This window comes from Streptomyces sp. CNQ085, assembly GCF_022614595.1.
In the GTDB taxonomy this organism is placed as follows: domain Bacteria; phylum Actinomycetota; class Actinomycetes; order Streptomycetales; family Streptomycetaceae; genus Streptomyces.
On the sequence record NZ_JAJFAU010000130.1, the window covers coordinates 1 to 14,199 of the forward strand.

Annotated in this window: 14 protein-coding genes; 3 read left to right on the top strand and 11 right to left on the bottom strand. The window is 72.1% G+C overall.

Features of this window, described 5'->3' with window-relative positions:
- The first annotated feature begins 503 nt into the window (after window positions 1-503).
- Together LJ221_RS23785 and LJ221_RS19070 are read left to right on the top strand one after the other, a co-directional pair.
- Window positions 504-2,180, top strand: a complete 1,677-nt coding sequence (locus tag LJ221_RS23785; protein WP_241717944.1) for an Eco57I restriction-modification methylase domain-containing protein — start codon at window positions 504-506, stop codon at window positions 2,178-2,180.
- Between the two features lie 12 nt (window positions 2,181-2,192).
- Entirely contained in the window at window positions 2,193-2,918 is a 726-nt protein-coding gene (locus LJ221_RS19070) for a PaeR7I family type II restriction endonuclease (protein WP_241717945.1), read from the top strand.
- Window positions 2,919-3,395: 477 nt separating this feature from the next.
- On the opposite strand, the gene LJ221_RS19075 is transcribed toward LJ221_RS19070, so the two are convergent.
- The 9 genes from LJ221_RS19075 to mshA all read right to left on the bottom strand — a co-directional run bounded on the left by LJ221_RS19075 (window position 3,396) and on the right by mshA (window position 12,085).
- On the bottom strand, window positions 3,396-4,154 hold the full coding sequence (locus tag LJ221_RS19075; protein ID WP_241717946.1) for a phosphoglyceromutase: 759 nt from the start codon (window positions 4,152-4,154) through the stop codon (window positions 3,396-3,398).
- Between the two features lie 140 nt (window positions 4,155-4,294).
- Window positions 4,295-5,233: an alpha/beta hydrolase gene (locus LJ221_RS19080; RefSeq protein ID WP_241717947.1), complete on the bottom strand. Its 939-nt coding sequence runs from the start codon at window positions 5,231-5,233 to the stop codon at window positions 4,295-4,297.
- Window positions 5,230-6,402 carry a branched-chain amino acid ABC transporter permease gene (locus tag LJ221_RS19085; protein WP_241717948.1) on the bottom strand — a complete coding sequence of 391 codons (1,173 nt, stop codon included), beginning with the start codon at window positions 6,400-6,402 and terminating at the stop codon, window positions 5,230-5,232. Before LJ221_RS19085 ends, LJ221_RS19080 begins: the two co-directional genes overlap by 4 nt.
- Complete coding sequence (locus LJ221_RS19090; protein WP_241717949.1) at window positions 6,399-7,271, bottom strand: branched-chain amino acid ABC transporter permease; 873 nt, start codon at window positions 7,269-7,271, stop codon at window positions 6,399-6,401. Before LJ221_RS19090 ends, LJ221_RS19085 begins: the two co-directional genes overlap by 4 nt.
- Window positions 7,271-8,077 (bottom strand): ABC transporter ATP-binding protein, encoded by an 807-nt coding sequence (locus LJ221_RS19095; protein WP_241717950.1) that lies wholly within the window; start codon window positions 8,075-8,077, stop codon window positions 7,271-7,273. The genes LJ221_RS19090 and LJ221_RS19095 overlap by 1 nt, the downstream gene beginning before the upstream one ends.
- Window positions 8,074-8,829 (bottom strand): ABC transporter ATP-binding protein, encoded by a 756-nt coding sequence (locus LJ221_RS19100; protein WP_241717951.1) that lies wholly within the window; start codon window positions 8,827-8,829, stop codon window positions 8,074-8,076. The genes LJ221_RS19095 and LJ221_RS19100 overlap by 4 nt, the downstream gene beginning before the upstream one ends.
- 5 nt (window positions 8,830-8,834) lie before the next feature.
- Window positions 8,835-10,040, bottom strand: coding sequence for a substrate-binding domain-containing protein (locus tag LJ221_RS19105; RefSeq protein WP_241717952.1), 1,206 nt, complete (start codon window positions 10,038-10,040; stop codon window positions 8,835-8,837).
- A 211-nt stretch (window positions 10,041-10,251) separates the two neighbouring features.
- The gene (locus tag LJ221_RS19110; protein ID WP_241717953.1) at window positions 10,252-10,773 is read right to left on the bottom strand and encodes a YbjN domain-containing protein; all 522 of its coding nucleotides are present in this window, start codon (window positions 10,771-10,773) and stop codon (window positions 10,252-10,254) included.
- The gene (mshA, locus tag LJ221_RS19115) at window positions 10,766-12,085 is read right to left on the bottom strand and encodes a D-inositol-3-phosphate glycosyltransferase (protein WP_241717954.1); all 1,320 of its coding nucleotides are present in this window, start codon (window positions 12,083-12,085) and stop codon (window positions 10,766-10,768) included. The genes LJ221_RS19110 and mshA overlap by 8 nt, the downstream gene beginning before the upstream one ends.
- Window positions 12,086-12,272: 187 nt before the next feature.
- On the opposite strand from mshA, the gene LJ221_RS19120 reads away from it, so the two are divergent.
- Window positions 12,273-13,094 (top strand): trans-aconitate 2-methyltransferase, encoded by an 822-nt coding sequence (locus LJ221_RS19120; RefSeq protein ID WP_241717955.1) that lies wholly within the window; start codon window positions 12,273-12,275, stop codon window positions 13,092-13,094.
- A 52-nt stretch (window positions 13,095-13,146) separates the two neighbouring features.
- On the opposite strand, the gene LJ221_RS19125 is transcribed toward LJ221_RS19120, so the two are convergent.
- Both LJ221_RS19125 and LJ221_RS19130 read right to left on the bottom strand, forming a co-directional pair.
- Window positions 13,147-13,569: an Hsp20/alpha crystallin family protein gene (locus tag LJ221_RS19125; RefSeq protein ID WP_241717956.1), complete on the bottom strand. Its 423-nt coding sequence runs from the start codon at window positions 13,567-13,569 to the stop codon at window positions 13,147-13,149.
- Between the two features lie 155 nt (window positions 13,570-13,724).
- Complete coding sequence (locus tag LJ221_RS19130; RefSeq protein WP_374228505.1) at window positions 13,725-14,156, bottom strand: NUDIX hydrolase; 432 nt, start codon at window positions 14,154-14,156, stop codon at window positions 13,725-13,727.
- Window positions 14,157-14,199 lie beyond the last annotated feature (43 nt).

Genomic DNA, 14,199 nt, shown 5'->3' on the forward strand with positions numbered 1-14,199 from the left:
CAGAACCCTGGGAGCCGACAACATCGCCAAGACCACCCGCGCAATCCGCGACCAACCCGAACGAGCACTTCCACTCCTGGGCATCACCAACAACCCGGGAACCGAGGGAACTTGATCAAGCCCTGATGTGCGCGGGGACCTGCGTCTGCCGGCTACCCAGTACGGCCTTGAGAACTGACCGAATCCCCTGCCGACGGAGTTTCCGCCGGCAGGGGATCTGGTCAGTCCGTACGGCTACTTCTTGCCCTGGTTCTTCACGGCCGGTTCCGCGGCCTGCGACTGCTCGACCTACCAACGCTCTGACCTGCGGCTGAGCCGTCAATGGTTGTCGTCGTTGGTCGCCGCCGGCCACCCTTCCACGGCCCAGCGACGGCCCAGCATGTCATGCAGACGGCTACTTGACTCGACCGGCCAGCGTCCGAAGCACTGCCCCCGCTGTCAGCAGGTGAGTACGTTCTGTGGACGAATCCGGCTCGTTGTGCCTGGGGCGATAGTGTCCAAGGGTGGCAACTCTCGCGCTCTTCGGCACCGACAGCCTCGCCCTTCCCAAGTCTCTACAGGAGGCCGTGGAACACGGCGAGGTCTTCACCCGTGGCTGGGTGGTCGAGCTGATCCTGGACCTGATCGGCTACACGCCGGACAAGGACCTGTGCGACACCAAGCTGATCGAGCCGGCCTGCGGCGGCGGCGCGTTCCTGGGCGCCATCGCCTCCCGCGTAAGCGCCTCCTGCCACGCCCACAGTCGCCCCCTCACCGACGCGACCGAGGCGGTTCGGGCTTTCGATCTGCTGGACCACAACGTGGAGCAGAGCCGGACCCTGATCACGCGCGCACTGCAAGACGAGGGCTGGGGCTCAGCAGACTCCGAGCGGATTGCCGCGGCATGGGTGCGCCAGGGCGACTACCTGCTCCAGGCCGACTCCGACCACTGCGCCGACTACGTCGTGGGCAATCCTCCCTACATCCGGCTGGAAGACGTCCCCGACGACCGCATGGCCGCCTACCGGGATGCCTGCCCCACCATGAGCGGCCGGGCCGACATCTACATCGGCTTCTACGAGACCGCCCTGCACAGCCTCACCCCGGGTGGCCGCCTCGGCTTCATCTGCGCCGACCGCTGGATGCGCAACCAGTACGGCCGCGCCCTGCGCCACCTGGTGACTCGCGGTTTCAGCATGGACCTGGTGTTGACCATGCACGACGTGGACGCCTTCGACGAGCAGGTCTCTGCGTATCCGGCCATCACGGTCATCTCCAACCACCGCCAGGGGCCGACCGTCGTCGCCGACACCACACGGGCCTTCGACGCCGCGCGGTCCCGCGACTTCGTCGCCTGGTGCCGGTCCGGGGCCCGCGAGCAGATCGACGCGGAAGCCTTCCAGGCCGTGCGCCTGCCGCACTGGTTCCCCGGGGAGGAGTCCTGGCCGGCGGCTTCCCCGGCCCGGCTGGCGATGCTGGAAGACCTCACCAAGCGCTTCGGGCTGCTGGAGGACTCCCGCACCGGGACACGTGTCGGCATCGGAGTCGCCACCGGCGCGGACAAAGTTTTCCTCACGCAGAACGCCGACGCGGTCGAACCCGATCGGCTGCTGCCGATGGCGATGGTTCGCGACACCACCAGCGGCACCCTCGACTGGGGCGGCACTTACCTGGTCAACCCGTGGAGCACGGACGGCGATCTGGTCGACCTCGACGCCTACCCCCGGCTCGCCTCCTACCTCGACAGGCACGGGGATTCCCTGCGCAAGCGGTACGTGGCGGTCAAGCAGCCCCACCGCTGGTACAAGACGATCGACAAGGTCGACGCCCGCCTCACCCGCCGACCCAAGCTGCTTTTCCCGGACATGAAGTTGACGATCCATCCGGTCCTCGACGAAGGCGGCCTGTACCCTCACCACAACCTGTACTACATCGTCTCGGACACCTGGGATCTGCGTGTTCTCGGCGGCTTGCTGCTGTCCGGAATCGCCCAGGCGTTCGTGGAGGCCTACGCGGTTCGGATGCGCGGGGGAACCCTTCGCTTCCAGGCCCAGTACCTCCGTAAGATCCGTGTTCCCGACCCGGACGCGATCGACGAGCGGGACAGGGCCGCGCTCGCGGACGCCTTCGACCGTCGGGACGTGGAGGCTGCCACCGAGGCCGCGCTGCGCGTGTACGGACTTGCCGAACTGCCCGAGTAGGAGAAGCCGACGGTGACAGTCACCCGCCAGGACTTCGAGGACGCCATAGCCGCCTACTGGGGCGCCAAGCAGATGCAGGGCGAGCAGTCCATGATCCGGGACGCGGTGGGCGCCGGCACCGCGGGCACCGTACGGGGCGGCAAGCACTTCGACGCCATCGCCGCCCTCCTGGCCAAGTTCTTCCTCGACGCTGGTTACCCGCCCGAGAGCATCCGCGTCACCAAGTCCCAGGGGCTCGCACTGCCCGGCTACTACCGGCCGCAGAAGCAGTGGGACGTCGTGGTCGTCCACGAGGGCGTCCTCATCGCGGCCTTCGAGCTCAAGGGGCTGGGCGGGCCGTCGTACGGAAACAACTACAACAACCGGGTTGAAGAAGCCCTCGGCAGCGCCGTCGACCTGCGCCGCGCGGCCCTGGCAGGGCTGTTCCCGAAGGAGAAGCCCCGGCTCGGCTACTTCTTCATCATGCAGGACGGCGGGGGGTCACGGTCTCCGGTCAAGATCGCAAAGGGCGGCCTGCCGGTCGACGCCATGTGGCACGGCACCTCGTACCAGGACCGCTTCGGGACCTTCTGCCAACGTCTCGTCGACGAACAGCTCTACGACGCCGTCTGCTACGTGGCCTCCTCGCTGGAGAACCCGAGCCCGATCGAGCCGGTCGACAGCCTCGACTGGCGCCACTTCGCCGCAGCCATAAACGCCCGCCTCACCTACCTGAAGAGCCTCGGCCTCCCGGCATAGTTGGCGGCGAACACTGTCTGCCACAACTAATGCGGACCTATGGTCCTGCGGCCAGTTGAGGTCAACCGCAGACGCCAACGCCCCTGACCGACGCCCCCTGCCCCTCCGGTTGTGGTCGACGTCACACTGATGTCGAAACGGTCGCAGATGAACAGTCCGATGGTTCCGCTCCGCCGCTCCCGCTCCTCCAGCCGCCCCAGCACCGACGCCATCACACACCTCCAGCACGCCATCTCCACGGACGCACCGGACCTACCTCACCCGCCCCGACACCATGCCTCACCAGCACAAACCCAGCCCCCACACTCGGTTTCGAGAAGCCCTCTGACGGCGTTCCTGGTGGCCTTCCAGGTGAAGGCCGAGATCCTCACCAAGCCTCACTCATGACCGAGCAGGGCCCAGCGACGGCCCAGAGGTAGCGAAGAGCCCCCTGCCGGCAGCTTTGCTGCCGGCAGGGGGCTCGTTCGTGCTGTGCGGCTACTTCTTGCCCTGGTTCTTCACGGCCTCGATGGCGGCCTTGGCCGCGTCCGGGTCGAGGTAGGTGCCGCCCGGGTTGACCGGGTGGAAGTCGGCGTCCAGGTCGTAGGACAGCGGGATGCCGGTGGGGATGTTCAGGCCCGCGATGTCGGCGTCGGAGACACCGTCGAGGTGCTTGACCAGCGCGCGGAGGCTGTTGCCGTGCGCGGCGATCAGGACGGTGCGGCCGGTGATCAGGTCCGGGACGATCGAGTCGTACCAGTACGGCATCATCCGGATCACCACGTCCTTGAGGCACTCGGTGCGCGGACGCAGCTCGCCGGGGATCACCGCGTAGCGCGGGTCGTCGCTCTGCGACCACTCGGCGCCGTCCTCCAGGACCGGCGGCGGGACGTCGTAGGAGCGGCGCCACCGCATGAACTGCTCTTCGCCGAACTCGTCGCGGATCTGTGCCTTGTTCTTGCCCTGGAGCGCGCCGTAGTGGCGCTCGTTGAGGCGCCAGGAGCGGCGGACGGGGATCCAGAGGCGGTCGGCGGTCTCCAGGGCGAGCTGCGCGGTGCGGATGGCGCGCTTCTGGAGGGAGGTGTGCACGATGTCGGGGAGCAGGCCGGCGTCCCTGAGCAGCTCACCGCCGCGGGCCGCCTCCTTCTCGCCCTTCTCGGTCAGATTGACGTCCACCCAGCCGGTGAACAGGTTCTTCGCGTTCCACTCGCTCTCGCCGTGGCGGAGGAGGATCAGCTTGTACGGTGCGTCGGCCATGGAGCCGAGCCTAATCGACCGCCCGGAGCCCCGTACGGCACGGCCGACTGGCGAGACTACCCGCCGGTATGCCCCGCCCCCGCCCGGCCGGGTGGCGGGGCGGGACGGGACGGGGAAGGGCCGGGTGAGGGCCCGGGGCGTCAGGCGGCCCGCAGGGCCTCCAGCGCCGTACGGATGGCCGCCGTGGCGCCGGGGGCCAGCAGGACGGAGTAGTGGTTGGCGCCGGGCACGCACCGCACGGTCACACCGGAACCGGCTCCGGGGCCGAGGCCGGCCGCGGCGAGGCGGCCCTCGTCGTACAGCCCCCGCGGCTCGTCCAGCATGCCGCGTTCGGCCCACAGCAGGGTCACCGGCACTCCGGCCGAGGCGGCGGTCCGCGCCGCGTCGAGGGTCTCCGGGTCGGCCAGGACGTCCGCCCCGTCGGCCCGTACCGCCTCCAGCACGCAGCTGCTGCGCAGCTCCGGTTCCCGTCCCACCAGATCGCGGTCGATGTGGGCCCGGACGTCGTCGTTCCAGTGCGGGGCCAGGGCCGGGTGCTCGCGGAAGAACGCGCGGTACGCCTCCCGGTCGGGGAAGGTCATCGACAGCCGCCGCATCGCCGGGCCGATCACGGCCTCCAGCAACTCGTCGACATCCGTGCCCGCGGGGGCGGGGAAGCCCACGCCGCCGTCCACCAGCACCGCGCCCGCGATCCGGTCCGGGTGGCGGGCCGCCGTCAGCGCGGCGGCGAAGGCGCCCATGGAGTGGCCGACCAGCACCACGCGCTCCTCGCCCAGGTGGTCCAGGAGGGCGATGACGTCCTCGGTGTGGGCGGCGAGCCCGTAGGGCCCCGGAAGCGCGGCGCTGCGCGCCCGGCCGCGCAGGTCGGGAGCGTACAGCGGGGTTTCCTCGCCCAGGGCGGCGGCCAGGGACGCGAAGGAGCGGCCGTTGGCGGTGATGCCGTGCAGGGCGATCACCGGCCGCCCGGCGCCGGGCCACCGCGAGACGGCCAGCTCTCCTCCGCGCACCGGGACGGCCGTCTCCTGCGCGGTACGCGCGGTACGTCCGGTCGTCGCCGGGTCCGTGGTCGGGTCCGTCATCGGGTCTCCTCTCCCCTCCGCCAGGTCAGCGAGCGCCGTATCGAGGCGATGCCGCCCGGGGCCGCGTACACGGCGATCACGAACAGCGTGCCGAGGACGACCATCGGCTCCGACAGCGGCGCGCGCAGGATACCCGGCAGCCCGTGCACCAGGTCCGAGCTCGCCAGTACCGCCAGCCGCTGGTCGAGGAAGGTGAACAGCACCCCGCCGATCAGCGGACCCCAGCGGGTGCCGCTGCCGCCCAGGACGACCATCACCAGCAGGGTGAGGGTGAACTCCGGGGTGCTGGAGCGCGGAGTGGCGCCCGCCGTGACCAGCAGGTGCATCGCGCCGCCCAGCACGCCGAGGGCGGAGGCCAGGACAAAGACGCCGAGCTTGTGGCGGAACGGGTCGTAGCCGAGGACGGAGAGCCGCTGCTCGTTGTCGCGGATGCCCTGCCAGACCCTGCCGACCGGCCGGGACACGGCCGTCCACACCACGGCGGCTGTCAGGGCGAGGTAGGCCAGGGCCAGCCAGTAGACGTTCGCGGTGTTCTGCACGCCGACCAGCGCGTCGGGCACTCCGCCGGTGTGCAGCGGCAGGCCCTCCTCGCCACCGGTGAGGCCGCCCGGGTTGCGCTGCACCCAGATCGAGCCGGCCTGGGCGAAGGCGAGGGTGACCATGGCGAAGCCGATGCCGCCCAGGGCCAGGCCGCGCAGCGAGACGGCGCCCAGAAGGACGGCGGCGGCCGTGCCGCCGGCCAGGGCCAGGCCGATGGCGGGGAGGAGTCCCAGGCCCAGTCCGGTCATGGCGAGCTGGGTGCCGTAGGCGCCGCCGGCGACGTAGAGGGCGTGGCCGAAGGAGAGCAGGCCGGTGCGGCCGAACATCAGGTCGTAGCCGAGGGCGATTCCACCGAACACCAGGCACAGGGCGAGCAGTTGGAGCGATCCGGGCGAGTTGACCGGGCCGTCGAGCAGTACGGGGATCTCCAGGGCGGAGTACGGCAGCAGGGCCAGTACGACCAGTACGGCGGCCGGTGCGGCCGCCCCCCGCCACCGGCGGACGGGCCGGGCCGCGGGGCCGGACGATCCGCCGGGTCCGGTGGCGGCGGACGCGGGCCGCTCGCCGGAGGAGGGCGGTGCGGCGGCCCGGTCGGCCTGTGAGGTCTGTGAGGCCGGGGAGGCTGTCATGCGACTCCTCCTGCGAGTCGGGGGGCGGGGCGGGCGAGGACGACGGCCGCGAGCAGTACGACGACGGCGAAGTCGCCGTAGCCGTCGGCGTAGTAGTTGGCGTACTGCTGCACCAGGCCGACCGCGAGCGCGGAGAGCGCCACGCCGGGGATGGAGCCCATGCCGCCGATGACCACCACGACGAAGGCGAACACCAGCAGCGAGGTGCCCTGGTGGGGGGAGAGCGAGCCGAAGTAGAGCCCGCCGAGGACGCCCGCCAGTCCGGCGAGGGCGCCGCCGATGGCGAAGACGAGGGTGAAGGCACGGGTGACGTCGATGCCCAGGGCGGTGACCATCGCCCGGTCCTCCACGCCCGCCCGCACGATCAGTCCGTAGCGGGTGCGGGACAGGAAGAGGTTGACGGCCGCCAGTACCACGAGGGCCGCCACGATCAGCACGAAGCGGCTGACCGGTACCTGCGCGCCCAGCACCGGGACGGTGCCCGACAGCGCGTCGGGGACGGGGAAGGGGCGGGAGTCCGCGCCCCAGACGGCCTGGACGAGCGCGGGAACGGCCAGTGAGAGGCCGACGGTGACCAGGATCTGCTCGCGGGGACGCCCGTAGAGGCGGCGGATGAGGACGAGTTCGACGACGATCGCCAGCAGCGCGCCGGTGGCGGTGCCGACCAGCGCGGCCAGCGCCAGCCCGCCCGTGCCGCCGACGGTCTCGGCGGTGCGCCAGGCCGCGTACGCCGAGACGGTGAGGAAGGCGCCGTGGGCGAAGTTGAGGACATCCATCAGGCCGAAGATCAGGGCGAGGCCGGAGGCGATGAGGAAGTACAGGGCCCCCAGGCCCAGTCCGGTCAGGGTGAGCAGGACCAGCGTGCTCATCAGGTGGTCTCCTTGGTCGCGTGCTCGCGCTGTCCCTGCGCCTCGGACTGTCCATCCGGCCGCTCCGGCCGCTCGTGGCGGCCGACGCCGAGCAGGCTCGTGGTGCGCTCGCGGTCGGCGAGGAGTCCGGCCGCGTCGCCGGTGTGGACGGTGCGGCCCGCGTCCAGCACCACCGCGTCGTGCGCCAGGCGGCGTACGACGGCCAGGTTCTGCTCGACGAGCAGCACGGGGACGCGTTCGGCGGCGCGCCGGAGCACCTCGGCGACCTCGGTGACGACGCGGGGCGCGAGTCCCTTGGTCGGCTCGTCGACGATGACCAGGCGGTTGTCGTTGAGCAGGGCGCGGGCGAGGGCGACCATCTGCTGCTGGCCGCCGGAGAGGGTGCCCGCCCGCTGCGCGCGCCGGGCCTTCAGCTCGGGGAAGAGGTCGTGGACGAGGTCGTAGTGGTGGGGTCCGCCGGCGCGTTCGGCGAGGGCGAGGTTCTCCGCGACGGTGAGGGAGCCGAACACCCCGCGGTCCTCGGGCACGTAGCCGACGCCGCGCCGTACCACGGTGTGGGTGCGGTGGCCGGTGACATCCTCACCGTCCAGGCGGACGGTGCCGCCGGTGACCTCGCCCTCCTCTGGCAGCAGGCCCAGCACGGCGCGGACCGTGGTGGTCTTGCCCACTCCGTTCCGGCCCAGCAGGGCGGTGGTGCCGGTGGGCGCGACATCGAAGCCGACGCCCTGGAGGATGGCGGACTGCCCGATGCGCACCCGCAGGTCGCGCACGGACAGGATGGGGTGCGATACGGGGTTCGCGCTCACAGTTCCTCCCCCACGTACGCCTCCTGGACGGCCGGGTCGGCCATCACCGCGCCGGGGGTTCCGACGGCCAGCAGGGTCCCGTGATGCATCACGGCCACCCGGTCGGCGAGGCCGAGCAGGATGTCCATGTGGTGCTCGACCATCAGCACGGTGCGTCCCTCGGTTCGGTGGAGGGTGCGGATGACGTCGGTCAGCTCGCCGACCTCCTCGGCCGCGACGCCCGCCATGGGCTCGTCCAGGAGCATCAGGCGGGGGTCGCCCGGGGAGGAGCCGCCCTGCGCGAGGGTGGGGGCGAGCAGCACGGCGAGCTCCAGCTTGCGCTTGTCGCCGTGGGACAGGCCCCCGGCGAGGTCGTCGGCGCGTTGGGCGAGCCGTACGCGCTCCAGTACGGCCCGTACGCCCTTCCCGCCCTCCGCGACCCGCTTCGCGCCGGCCGCGCGGGCGGCCAGGGCGACGTGCTCGGCGACGGTCATGGTCGGGAAGACGGAGGAGGACTGGAAGGTGCGGCCCAGCCCGCGGCGGGCGCGGCGGTGGGGCGGCAGGCCGGTGATGTCGGCGCCGTCCAGCCGGACGGCGCCCGCGGTGGGGCGGGTGATGCCGGAGACGAGGTTGAACAGGGATGTCTTGCCGGCGCCGTTGGGTCCGATGACGGCGACGAACTCGCCTTCCTCCACAGCCAGTGCGACCCCGTCGACGATGGTCGCCGCACCGACGGACCAGCTCAGCCCGCTCAGTTCGAGGACAGGCGTCACCGCCGTCAGCCGATCTTCCGCTCGGCGGGGGCGACCGCCCGTGCGTCGACGGTGAGGACCACCTTCGGCGCGTCGCCGTCGAACTCCGCCTGGAACATGGGCTGGAGCAGGGCGTGGTCACCCGCGCGGACGGTGTTCTCGCCCTTGACGCCCGCGAAGGTGTGGCCCTCCAGGGCCTCGACCATGGCGTCGGTGTCGCCGTCGGCTCCGGCCTCGCGGACGGCCTGGGCGACCATCTGGGCGGCGTTGAAGCCGTCGGGGGTGAACAGATCGGTCTTCCAGCCCTTCTTCCCGAAGTACTCCTCGACGGCCTTCGCCTCGGGGCTGTCGATGGCGCCGGGCACGTAGTGGGCCAGGAGGGTGACCTTGTCACGTGCCTTGCCGAAGACGGGGTAGCTGGCGCGGCTGTCGAGTCCGGTGACGACGGTGGCGGCGTCGAGCACGCCCTGTTGGTCGAGGGTGGTCCACATCGACTGGGCGGTGTCGCCGGCCCAGGCGACGAAGACCATGTCGGGCTTGGCGGCCCTGACCTTGGTGGCGGTCGGGGTGAGGTCGGTGGCGCTGGGCGGGGCGAGGACGGATTCCACGGTGGTACCGCCGACGCCGAGCACGCTCTTGACGGCGGCGACGTTGGCCTGGCCGAAGGCGTTGTCCTGGGCGAGGACGACGACCTTCTTCCCCTTGCCGCCCTCGCCGTCGTCCTGCTTCACGAGGATCTGCTGTGCGGTGGCCACGTCCTGGAAGGTCTGGCGCCCGGAGCGGAAGGTGTACTTGTTGGCGCCGGTGAGGGCATCGGTGGCGGCGGGGCCGGAGATGTAGAGGACCTTGTTCTGGGCGGCGACCGGAGCGATCTGGGTGGCCACGCCGGAAGCGGCCGTGCCGACGATGATCCGCACGCCCTGGCCGGCGCTCTTCTTGGCCAGCGAGACGCCCTTGGCGGGGTCGCCGCCGTCGTCGTACCTGCTGACCTTGATCTCGACGCCGTCGATCTTCCCGGTACCGCCGGTGATGTGGTCCAGACCCGCCTCGAAGCCCTGGAGGTACTGCTCGCCGTAGGAGGCCAGCGGCCCGCTGGTGGAGGTGATCAGGGCGACCTCGACCTCCTCGGCTCCCCCGTCGCCGGAGGCGGTGGTGCCGGGGCTGGAGCAGGAGGTGGCGAGTGCGGCTGCCACGGCGGCCGCGGCTAGGGAGGTGATGGCGGGTCTGCGCATGGCGGGAGGGCTCCTCGGCGGATCATGTACGGGCCACCGGTGAGTGGCCGGCTCGCGGTGGTGATTCCTGGCAGCGTCCGCCTCGCGCACACGCACCGGCAATGTCCGTGCCGTACACAGGGAGGCCCTGGCGCATGGGCTCTCGCCACATGTGCGCCGGGGCCCCGATTGCCCCGGCGCTGTCCCGCCGGTCCCCCGTCCGCCGGTCCGCTCACTCGTCGCGCAGCATGTGCGCGAACGCCTCCAGGTTGCGCGTGGACTCGCCGCGGGAGGTCCGCCAGGCGTACTCCTTGCGGATGGAGGTGGCGAAACCCATCTCCAGCAGGGTGTTGAACGCACCGTCGGCGTTCTCCACGACCACGCCGAGCAGCCGGTCCACCTCCTCGGGGGTGACGGCCGGCAACGGCAGCCTCCCCGCGAGATAGACGTCACCGAGGCTGTCGAGGGCGTAGCCCAGGCCGTACAGGCGGGTGTTGCGCTCCAGCAGCCAGCGGTGGACCTCGGCGTGGTTCTCGTCCGGGCGGCGGACGACGAAGGCGTTGACGGAGAGGGAGTGCCTGCCGACGATCAGGGAGCAGGTCGTGGAGAGCTTGCGGGTGCCCGGCAGCGTGACGACGTAGTTGCCGTCGGACGGGCTCTCCCACTTCAGCTCGGCCTCACACAGCGTCCGCTCGATCGCGGCCCTGGCCTTCGCGGTCGCGTCGCCGCCCCTGTTGTCGCGCTTGTCACCCATGTGCCGATAGTAGGTGACGGCGGCGTCCGGCCATCGCCTCGGCATACACCTCGGCGGTGGTGGCGGCGGCGGTGTCCCAGCCGAAGCCGCTCGCGTGGCGGGCGGCGGCCTCGCCCATGCGGGCCGCCAGCGCACGGTCGCCGATCAGGTGCCGCAGGGCCCGCGCGTAGCCGGCCGGCTCGTGGCCGTCGACGAGGAAACCGCTGACTCCGTCGCGTACCGCCACCGGCAGTCCGCCGACGGACGCGGCGACGACGGGGGTGCCGCACGCCTGCGCCTCGACGGCGACCAGTCCGAAGGACTCGCTGTGGGAGGGCATCACCAGCACGCTCGCCGCGCGGTACCAGTCGGCGAGGAGGTCCTGGCCGACCGGCGGGTGGAAGCGCACCACGTCGGTGATGCCCAGGCGGGCGGCGAGTTTCTGGAGCTGCTCGGGCTTGGCCAGTCCGCTGCCGCTGGGCCCGCCGACCACGGGGACGACGAGGCGTTCGCGCAGGGCGGGCTCCTCGTCCAGCAGCAGGCGGGTGGCGCGCAGCAGGACGTCGGGAGCCTTGAGCGGCTGTATCCGCCCGGCGAACAGGGGCACGAAGGCGTCCCGCGGCAGGCCCAGGCGGGCGCGGGCGGCGGCGCGGCCGTCGGCGGGGCGGAAGCGGTCGAGGTTGACGCCGGGGTGGACGACGGCTGTGCGGGCGGGGTCGGCGTCGTAGTGGTGGACGAGCTCGCCCGCCTCCTCGGCGGTGTTGGCGATGAGCCGGTCGGCGGCCCGTACGATCTGCGTCTCGCCGATGACGCGGGCGGCGGGCTCGGGGGTGTCACCCGCGGCGAGGGCGGCGTTCTTGACCTTGGCCATGGTGTGCATGGCGTGTACCAGGGGAACCCCCCAGCGTTCGGCGACGAGCCAGCCGACGTGGCCGGAGAGCCAGTAGTGGGAGTGGACCAGGTCGTAGTGGCCGGGCCGCCGACTGGCCCAGGCGCGCATCACTCCGTGGGTGAAGGCGCACAGCTGGGCGGGCAGGTCCTCCTTGGCGAGCCCCTCGTAGGGACCGGCGTCCACGTGCCGCACCAGTACGCCGGGGGTCAGCTCGACGGCGGGCGGGAGCCCGCCGTCGGTGGCGCGGGTGAAGATCTCCACCTCGATGCCCTGAGCGGCGAGTTGCCTGGCCAGCTCGACGATGTAGACGTTCATGCCCCCGGCGTCGCCGGTGCCGGGCTGGTGCAGCGGCGAGGTGTGGACGCTGAGCATGGCCACGCGGCGGGGCCGTCGCGTGAACCGGTGCAGCCGTCGACCGAGCCTGGTGGGATGCGGGCTCACCTGCGCTGCCTCCTCCGGGACGGGACGCCGAGCGACGGTCCGCTCTCTCGGGTCGTCAACACCGGCGCGGGCCGTTCCCTTCCCACGCTCTTCCTCTTTGCCAAACCGTGACGCGGCCCGGCCCGGAGGCGCGGCGCGGTCCGGGCCCGCGCCGGGCGGCACGCGGCCGGACCGTAGGGTGGCCGGCATGGGCAGGCGTGGAGCGGAGCGGCCCGTGGGAGCCGTCACGCGGGGAACGACGAATCCGAACCGGCTGCGACGCATGGACCGGTGGATCGCCGCCGTCCACGGACCCGCGCTGCGCCGCACCGCCGATCCGCACGGCCCCGTCGCCGTGGACCTGGGGTACGGCGCCGCGCCCTGGACGGCCGTCGAGCTGCTGGAACGGCTGCGGGCGCGGTGTCCGGACGTGAGCGTCACCGGGATCGAGATCGATCCGGCGCGGGTCGAGGCGGCCCGGCCCTACGAGCGCCCCGGGCTGGTCTTCGCCCACGGCGGTTTCGAGGTGCCGCTGCCGGGCGGGCGGCGTCCCGTGCTGATCCGGGCCGCGAACGTGCTGCGGCAGTACGACGAGCGGGAGGTCGCTCCCGTCTGGGGCCGGCTGCGCGCCCGCCTGGCACCCGGCGGGCTGCTGGTGGAGGGGACGTGCGACGAGATCGGGCGACGGCACGTATGGGTGGCGATCGGCCCGGAGGGGCCGCGCACGGTGACGTTCGCGACCCGGCTCGGCTCTCTGGACACCCCCTCCGACCTGGCCGAACGGCTGCCCAAAGCGCTCATCCACCGTAATGTGCCCGGTGAGCGGGTGCATGCCTTCCTGCTCGACATGGACCGGGCCTGGGCGGCGGCCGCCCCGTACGCCGCGCTGGGCGCGCGGCAGCGCTGGATGCGTTCGGTGAAGGAGGTCGCGGCCCGCTGGCCGGTCGTGGACGGGCCGCGCCGCTGGCGTCAGGGCGAGGTCACCGTGCGGTGGGAGGCCCTGGCGCCGGGCGGCGCGAAGGGGAGGTGAGAGCGCGGGTGCTCGGATCCCCCGGAACCCCGGCGCCCTCGGGGCCGGCCGCTCAGCCGGTCAGCCGCTTCTTGCCGGAACCGCCGCTGACCTGGATCTTGCGCGGCTTGGCCTGCTCGGTCACCGGGACGCGCAGCGTCAGGACACCGGCGTCGTAAGAGGCGTCGATCCGGTCGGTGTCGAGGGTGGCGCCGAGGAAGAGCTGTCGGCTGAACTTGCCGGTGGGCCGCTCGGCGGCGATCCGCCCGGCGTCCTCCGGCCCGAGCCACCGGCGCTCGGCGTGGACGGTCAGGACGTGGCGCTCGACATCGAGGCCGATGCTCTCCGGGCCGATGCCGGGGAGGTCGAAGTGGACCACCACGTCGTCACCGGAGCGGTAGGCGTCCATCGGCATTCCGGCCGGACGGGCCGTGGTGCCCAGCAGTTGCCCGGTGAGGCGGCCGAACTCGCGGAACGGGTCGGTGCTCATCAGCATCACGGGTCATCCCCTTCCCTGGAACCACTTCCTGTGATGCTCTCCGGCTCTTCTGCGACTCCAGGAAGGAAAATTGACAAGCGCCGACTCAAGTATATTGAAAGAGCAGGTCAGTGCAGGTGTCTGGAAGGTTGCCGGGAGAGCTGGGGCGACTCTCAGCCGAGGTGGAGGGCGGCCAGCAGGGCGTCGACCAGCAGCCGGTCCTGCTCCTGGGTGAGCCGCCGCCGGGCCTCCCGCGGTGGCAGCCACAGCAGCCGGTCCACTTCGTCACCCGGGGTGAACGCCCCGCCGGTCGCCTCGGCGGCCCAGTAGCGGACCTCCTTGGTCCGGCCACCGGTCCCGTAACGCGTGGTGGGCAGCACCGCGCCCGGCGTGCAGGACATGCCGGTCTCCTCGCGCACCTCGCGCACCGCCGCGGGCAGGGCCGCCTCGCCCGGCTTGAGCTTGCCCTTCGGATGCGACCAATCGTCCCACTTGGGCCGGTGCACGAGCGCGATCTCGATGCCCGTCGCACCGGCGGCCGTGTCCTCGCCCGTCCCCGCGCCGAAGCGCCTGCGGCGCCACAGCACGCAGCCGGCCGCGCGGATGGTGCGGGAGCCCGGCCCCGGGCCGGGCGCGGGACCCGCGCCC